Genomic DNA, 7,228 nt, shown 5'->3' with positions numbered 1-7,228 from the left:
GTCGGTACCTGCCCACTGTGCCACCACACCTTCCCTACCTAACAAAGTACTACTAGGAGCGTGGGTCGGTAACACGCCGGGCGGGGTGTTCGGGTGATGGTCGGGTATGCGAGATGATGGGGCGTGCCTGATGATCTCGATGATGGTGGGTTATTCGAGGTAGACCCTGTGCAGCGGGTCGAACCCGATTTCGGGGTGCCGAAGCGGTCGGTGGACAAGACGTTCCGGGCATTCGACCCGGAACAGGGGTTGTTGCTGCCGCCGTCGCTCGACGACTGGCTGCCGGCCGAGCATCTGGCCCGGTTCATCGCCGAGCTGGTCGACGAGCATCTGGACCTGTCCGGATCCGCGCCGCCTACACCGAGGGCCGCGGCGCCCCACCCTATGACCCGCGGCTGATGGTGCGGATCCTGCTCTATGGATACACCACCGGGGTGCGCTCGTCTCGGGCGATCGAGGGCAAATGCGTCGATGACGTGCCGTTCCGGTGGCTCGCCGCGGGCGCGGCCCCGGACTATCGGGCGATCGCCCGGTTCCGCAAGCGGCACCTGTCCGCGCTCGGCCACCTGTTCGTGCAGGCATTGGCGTTGTGTCAGGCCGCGGGCATGGTCCGGCTGGGCCGGGTCGCCCTGGACGGGACGAAGGTGCGGGCGAACGCCTCGAAACGCAAGGCGATGAGCTACGCCCGCATGTCGGAGAAGGAGAAGGTCCTCGCCGACGAGGTCTCGGCCCTGCTGACCGAGGCCGAACGGATCGACAAGGCCGAAGACGCCCGCTTCGGCCGGAACAACCGCGGCGACGAGCTCCCCGAGGAGCTGCGGCGCCGAGAAACCCGGCTGGCGACGATCCGGGCGGCGAAGGCCGCCCTCGAGGAAGAGGCCCGGCATGCGGCGCGGGAGCGGGCCGAGGCGAAGGCCCGCGACCGCGGCGACGACGATGACACCGCCGCGGGGGCGGGCACGGGCGCGGCCGGTAAGGCGACGCCGAAACCGAAGGCGCAACGCAACTTCACCGATCCGGACTCGAAGATCATGCTGACCGGCGACGCGGCCTTTCAGCAGTGTTACAACGCGCAGGCCGTGGTCGACGAGAAACATCAGGTGATCGTGGCCACCGACGTGAACACCAACGCCGCCGATGTCGGCAATCTGATGCCGATGACCGAACAGACCGCGGCGAACACCGGGCAAGTCCCGGACCAGGTCCTCGCCGACGCCGGCTACTGCTCGGCCGACAACCTCGACAGCGCCGCCGAGTTCGCCGACGAACACGGCACCGAGTTCTATGTCGCGACCGGACGCCGGCGCCGTGTCGACCCGCCACCGATCGCGCCGCGCGGGCGAATCCCCAAGTCCGCGAACGGCAAGCAACGAATGGCCCGCAAGCTGGCCACCCGGAAGGGCCGCAACGCATACGCCCGCCGCAAGGCCATCGTCGAACCGGTCTTCGGTCAGATGAGCACCCTGCAGAACGCCAAACAATTGTTGCTCCGCGGACTCGACCAGGCCCGCGGCGAATGGCTGCTGCTCGCCGCCTGTCACAACCTCCGCAAGCTCCACGGCGTAGTCGGTGTCCACGGCCTCGCGGCCCTCGCCGCGAGCTGACCTCCCGGTCAGCCGCCACCCGCAGAGCTCGGTACGGACACCCGCGCAACCTGCGCTCATCCCGAACCAATCTGCCCACCCACCGCCGGCCCAATCGACTCCGGCGGACCCTGGCAACGATCCCGATTGGCAATACAGACCCACGCTCCTAGCCGACGGCGTCACCGATTCCGAGATCCGGCATGCCCGCGATTCCGGACGTCTCGTGCGAATCGCGGCGGGGGCATACGTCTCCGACGAGCGCTTCGCCGCACTCGATGCGCCTGCGCTGCACCGGGCCCGCATTGCGGCAGCCCTGCAGTCGCGCCCACCCGGCATCGTGGTGAGCCACACGTCTGCGGCACTTCTGCACGGCATGGATCTCGGCGACCTTTCGCTGGAACGGGTGCATCTGACGAGGAACCACGCCTCCGGCGGCGGCCGAACCGCGGGAGTCCACGTCCACGCCACACGGTTCGACGCAACCGACGTCGTCGCCCTGGGCGGGCTGGCGGTCACCTCCCCCGCCCGGACTGTGGTCGACACCGCACGCATCTCGACGTTCGACCAGGCCGTCGTCGTCGGCGATTCGGCGCTGCACCGTCGACTCGTCACGCTCGACGAGATTCTGGACGAGGTCGGCCGGGCGGGACCTCGCAAAGGCATCGCGACGGCGCGGCGGGCAGCGGGCTTCCTCGACGGTCGCAGCGAGAGCCCGGGGGAATCGCTGAGCCGCATCCGGATCCGCCAGCACGACCTGCCGCCACCCGAACTCCAGCACGTGCTCCACGACGGCACCGGTGCCTTCCTCGGCCGGGCCGATTTCTTCTGGACAGAATGCGGCGTGGTCGGGGAGTTCGACGGCATGGGGAAATACGGCGTCGACGGTGACCAGGCGGCAGTCGCCGTCCACCGGGAGAAACTCCGGGAGGACGCGATCCGCGACGCCGGTACGAGGTCGTCCGGTGGACGTGGCGGGACCTCTTCGACTTCGCCACCGTCAAGGCGCGCTTCGACAGGGCGTGCGCACGCGCAGAGCACCGGCGCTGACCGACGTTCGCCGAGACATTCGCCAGATTCCGGCACAATTGCCCCTGATTCCGACCACTGTCTGTGCATCACCCGACGACAGCGCCCGCAAGCCCGTGCAAGAGGCGTGCAAGCCGGCTGCAAGTGCTGGGCTGCATCGTCTACGGCATGAACCTCACTGCAACTCCCCCAGCCATCGAGGCCGACGGGCTCGTGAAGCTCTTCGGCCGTCAGCGCGCCGTCGACGGCGTGAGCCTGTCCGTTCCGACCGGGTCGGTGTACGGAGTGCTCGGCCCGAACGGCGCCGGTAAGACCACGACAGTGCGGATGCTTGCGACGCTGTTGCGTCCGGACGGCGGCGAGGCCCGCATCTTCGGCCACGACGTGGTGCGCGAACCGAACGCGGTGCGCTCGCTGGTCGGTGTCACGGGCCAGTACGCGTCCGTCGACGAGGACCTGTCGGCGGTCGAGAATTTGGTGATCTTCGCCCGGTTGCTCGGTCTGAGCCGGGGTGATGCCCGCCGCAAGTGCACGGAACTGCTCGAGGAGTTCGACCTCACCGAGGCGGCGACGAAGCCGCTCAAGAATTTCTCGGGCGGTATGCGTCGACGTCTGGATTTGGCGGCCAGCCTGATCGCCCATCCCCCGCTGCTGTTCCTCGACGAGCCGACGACGGGTCTGGACCCTCGGACGCGCGCCCAGATGTGGGACACCATCCGCAGGCTGGTCGCGGACGGGTCGACGGTGCTGCTCACCACGCAGTACCTCGACGAGGCGGATCAGCTGGCCGATCGGATCGCCGTCATCGACCGCGGAAAGGTGATCGCGGACGGCACGGCCGACGAGTTGAAGGCGTCCGTGGGCGTCTCCTCCCTGCAGTTGACGCTGGTCGATCGCGGACAGACCGACGACGCGCGTTCGGTGATCGCCCACACCCTCGGTGTGGAGGTCGCGATCACCCCGGAGATCGGCCGCCTCACCGCGCCGATGACCGATCCGTCGCTCGCCGTGGAACTCCTGATCCGACTGCGCGACCACGGGATCGCCGTCGACGAGATCACCGTCCAGAAGCCGAGTCTCGACGAGGTCTTCCTCACCATCACCGGCCACGGCGCAGACGCCACCGAGGCCGACACCGAACGGAGCGTCGCATGACCACCACCCTCGAATCCCGCGCTCACGCGGGCCCCCAACCGATTCCGGAGGCCCGGAACCGGATCAGCCTCGAGCAATCCGTCGCGAACACGCTCACCATGGCGTACCGGGGGCTGCTCAAGATCAAGCACAACCCGGAGCAACTGTTCGACGTCGTCGTCCAGCCGATCATCTTCACGTTGATGTTCACGTACATCTTCGGTGGCGCCATCTCCGGCGACGTGGCGTCGTATCTGCCGATCATCATCCCGGGCATCCTGGTCCAGACGGTGATCACCACGTCGATCGTGACGGGCACCCAGTTGCGGGAAGACATGGACAAGGGCGTCTTCGACCGCTTCAAGTCCCTGCCGATCGCCCGCATCGCGCCGCTGTCCGGTGCGCTCCTCGCCGACGTCGTGCGGTACGGCATCGCCACGACCATCACGTTCGCCGTCGGTATCGCGATGGGGTACCGGCCTGGCGGCGGTGTCGTCGGAGTGGTGTCTGCCGGCGCGCTCGTCGTCGTCTGCGCGTTCTCGATCAGCTGGATCTTCGCCCTGATGGGTGTTCTGATGAGCAAAGCGTCTTCGGTGCAGGGCATTTCGATGCTCATCCTGTTCCCGCTGACGTTCATGTCCAACGCCTTCGTGCCCGCCGACACGATGCCGGGCTGGATGCAGGCGTTCGTGAACGTCAACCCCGTGTCGCATGTCGTGACCGCGGTGCGTGAACTCGTCAACGACGGCCACTTCGGTGTCCACGTCGTGTGGTCGCTGCTCGGCGCCGCCGTGATCGTCGCGATCATGGCACCGCTGACGGTCCGGACGTACATGCGTAAGGCCTGACACCCGAAGAAAGAAGCGAGCCGGTGGACGCGGGGTCCACCGGCTCGCTTCGCCTATTTCTCCAGTTCGGGGGCGTCCGCCTGCAACTCCCCCACCTCGGTCTTGAGAATCCGCATCGACCGTCCCAGGCCGCGGGCGGCGTCCGGTAGTTTCTTCGACCCGAACAGCACCACGAGCACGACCGCGATGATCGCCCAGTGGCTCGGGCTCAGCGCCCCCACTACTGGGGCTCCTCACCGTCGGGGTACACGGCGTCCACCTCGACCTCGACGAGCCAGCCGGTGGCGGGCAGGCTCGCGACCTCAAGCGCGAACCGGCTGGGACGCGCGGGGTTCCGTTCCATCGGCGCAGCGGGTTCCGCGGTGCCGAGCGGGACCAGTTCGGTGTCACCGGTCTCGAGGTTGGTGTTCGCGAAGAACTGCCGGTAGGCGCGGTTCCAGCCGGCGTAGTCGGCGCGGTCGGTGCCGGGGGCGTTGTCGAGGAACACCCGCATGGTCACGACGTCCTCGAGCGTCAGTCCCTGTGCCTCGAGATTGTCGCGAATCCGCTTCAGCGCGTTGATGCCCTGCGCTTCGGTGATCGTGACTCCGGCCGGGAGTGCGCCGCCCGCGAACACGTCGGTGTCGATGTACGACTCGGGGGTGCCCTCGGGTGCGGCCTTGTTGGACGCGCCGGGACCGATGCCGCTCGACTTGTAGACGGCGGTGCCGCCACCGATGGCCACACCCTGCGCGATCATCGGATTCGCTTCGCCGGCTTCGAGAACGGACTTCGAGACGAACGTGCTGCCGGGCGCTTCCGCTGCCGCCTCCTCGGAGGAGCACGACGCCGCCCCGGCGATCAGAGCGGATGCGGCGAGCGCGGCGGTCACGGCCTTGGTACGAAAAGACTTCACAGTTCACGACTCCTTGTTCGAGGGGAAGGTCAGGCTTCCTGGGCCACGCGCTCGTGGATGTGGGTGACGACGTCGCGGGCGGACGTCAGGGCGCCGTGCTGCCAGGCGATGGCGTTGGACAGGTGGTCGCCGGCGAAATAGATCTTGTCGACGGGTTCGAGCAGCTTCTCGTACTCGGGAGTGGCCGCCCCGCCGTGCGATCCGCCACTGCCCGCCCAGTTGGCCCAGGCACTCTCGGAGTACTTGGTGCGCCGCCAGCTGCCCGAGAACGACGACGAGATGTCGCGGGTGTACTTCTCGCCGTGGATCTCCGAGCCCTCCGCGATCGCCTTGGCGAGCCGCTGGCGGTGCGTGAGGGACTCGAACGCCTCCTGACGCTTGCCGCTGCTGTAGTAGGCGACGACCACACCGCGATCGGAGTTGTAGTGGTCGTACGGGAACATGATCTGCGAGATGTCCTTGTCGGTGTTGGACGCGCCGCCGTAGATGCGGTCCTCCGTCTCCCACCACCGGCGCGAGTACTCGATGCCGAGCTTTCCGGACGACGACGGCTTGGCCGCCTTCAGCGCGGTGAGCACGTCGCCGGGCAGATTGTTCTGCAGTCGTCCGACGAGGTGCGGCGGGATCGTGCAGATCGCGTAGTCGGCGGTGATCGACTTCTTCGAGCCGCCGGCGGTGTATTCGACGGTGACGCCCTCGGACACGTTCTTCATCGACGTCACCTCGGCGCCGAAGACGATGTTGTCGGTGCCGATCCTGTCCTGGAACGCGTAGTAGATCCGGTCCATGCCGCCGACCGGGGTGAACATCATCATCGCCTGGTCGTAGCCGAAGTCGAAGCTGAAGTTGCGGCCGATGCCGCTGCGGATCACTTCCTGCATCGCGAACGGCTTCTTCTCGGTGCCGAAGTTCAGGCCGGCTCCGGGCTCGGAATCGTAACCACGACGCGAGGATCCGAGGTAGCGGCCGTCGTCGGACAGGTCACCGAAGTCGCTGAGGAACTCCGACAGCGCATCCTTGTCCTCCCGGCTCAGCACCTGGTCCAGGGCGCCCTGATCGGTGGCCTTCTTCAGCAGTTCCGACATGTAGCCGAACGTGTCGGCCTTCGCGGCCCGGTAGGTGACGGACTGGCCCGACAGCGACGTGTCGCTCTGGTAGTTCACGAACGTGTTGGCGTTCTGGTTTCCGAATCCCTGGATCTCGACGCCGAGTTCGCGGCAGTAGTCGAGCGTGATGTGGCTCTGCGGGATGCGGGTGGCGCCGACGTTGTAGAAGTGGCCCTCCGAGAACGTGCACTTCTGCGTCTCGCCGCTCAGGTCGGTCTCCTCGCTGCCGCCCCGTGCGGTCCAGACGCGGCCACCGGGCCGGGTGCGGGCCTCGAGGACCGTCACCTTGTACCCGGCCTTCTGCAGTTCGAATGCCGAACACAGACCGGCGGGGCCGCCGCCGAGCACGACCACGGAATGGCTGCCCTTCACCTTGCCGATCAGGTCGCCGGCCGCGAGCGGCTGGAAGGTGCGGGCGGGCGCAGCGGTCGACGGTGCGAGCCCGAGCGTCGACATCGCGCCGTACGCGAGGCCTGCGCCGCCGGTGGCCCCGAGGCCCTTCATGAAAGATCTACGTGTGAATGCCAATTCGCGCTCCCATTCTTGCGCCCGGCGACCCGGGTAACTTGTCCGGATTCATCCTGGGAGGGAAGCGAGTCGGGAAGTTGTCGGCGGCGAAACAGTCTGAGGCCG

Annotated in this window: 5 protein-coding genes and 2 pseudogenes; 4 read left to right on the top strand and 3 right to left on the bottom strand. The window is 67.5% G+C overall.

The window, feature by feature from the left end:
• Positions 1–210: 210 nt before the first annotated feature.
• The 4 genes and pseudogenes from QM806_RS15430 to QM806_RS15415 all read left to right on the top strand — a co-directional run bounded on the left by QM806_RS15430 (position 211) and on the right by QM806_RS15415 (position 4,594).
• Positions 211–1,604: pseudogene (locus QM806_RS15430) on the top strand (IS1182 family transposase).
• 175 nt (positions 1,605–1,779) lie between these two features.
• Positions 1,780–2,633, top strand: a pseudogene (locus QM806_RS15425) (hypothetical protein).
• Between the two features lie 147 nt (positions 2,634–2,780).
• Complete coding sequence (locus QM806_RS15420) at positions 2,781–3,767, top strand: daunorubicin resistance protein DrrA family ABC transporter ATP-binding protein (protein ID WP_043788634.1); 987 nt, start codon at positions 2,781–2,783, stop codon at positions 3,765–3,767.
• A complete protein-coding gene (locus QM806_RS15415; RefSeq protein WP_005564446.1) occupies positions 3,764–4,594 on the top strand; it encodes an ABC transporter permease in 831 nt (276 codons plus the stop codon). Before QM806_RS15420 ends, QM806_RS15415 begins: the two co-directional genes overlap by 4 nt.
• A gap of 53 nt (positions 4,595–4,647) precedes the next feature.
• Here QM806_RS15415 and tatA read toward each other — a convergent pair whose 3' ends face one another.
• The 3 genes from tatA to QM806_RS15400 are packed head-to-tail and all read right to left on the bottom strand — an operon-like array spanning position 4,648 to position 7,099.
• A complete protein-coding gene (gene tatA / locus QM806_RS15410; RefSeq protein WP_005252050.1) occupies positions 4,648–4,815 on the bottom strand; it encodes a Sec-independent protein translocase subunit TatA in 168 nt (55 codons plus the stop codon).
• On the bottom strand, positions 4,815–5,489 hold the full coding sequence (locus QM806_RS15405) for a Rid family hydrolase (protein ID WP_283291943.1): 675 nt from the start codon (positions 5,487–5,489) through the stop codon (positions 4,815–4,817). The genes tatA and QM806_RS15405 overlap by 1 nt, the downstream gene beginning before the upstream one ends.
• 29 nt (positions 5,490–5,518) lie before the next feature.
• Positions 5,519–7,099, bottom strand: coding sequence for a flavin monoamine oxidase family protein (locus QM806_RS15400; protein WP_054248136.1), 1,581 nt, complete (start codon positions 7,097–7,099; stop codon positions 5,519–5,521).
• Between the last annotated feature and the right edge of the window lie 129 nt (positions 7,100–7,228).

The sequence above is a fragment of the Rhodococcus sp. IEGM 1351 genome, assembly GCF_030056875.1.
GTDB classification, from domain to species: domain Bacteria; phylum Actinomycetota; class Actinomycetes; order Mycobacteriales; family Mycobacteriaceae; genus Rhodococcus_F; species Rhodococcus_F opacus.
Note: the sequence above shows the minus strand (reverse complement) of the source record. Positions and strands in the feature narration are given on the sequence as shown.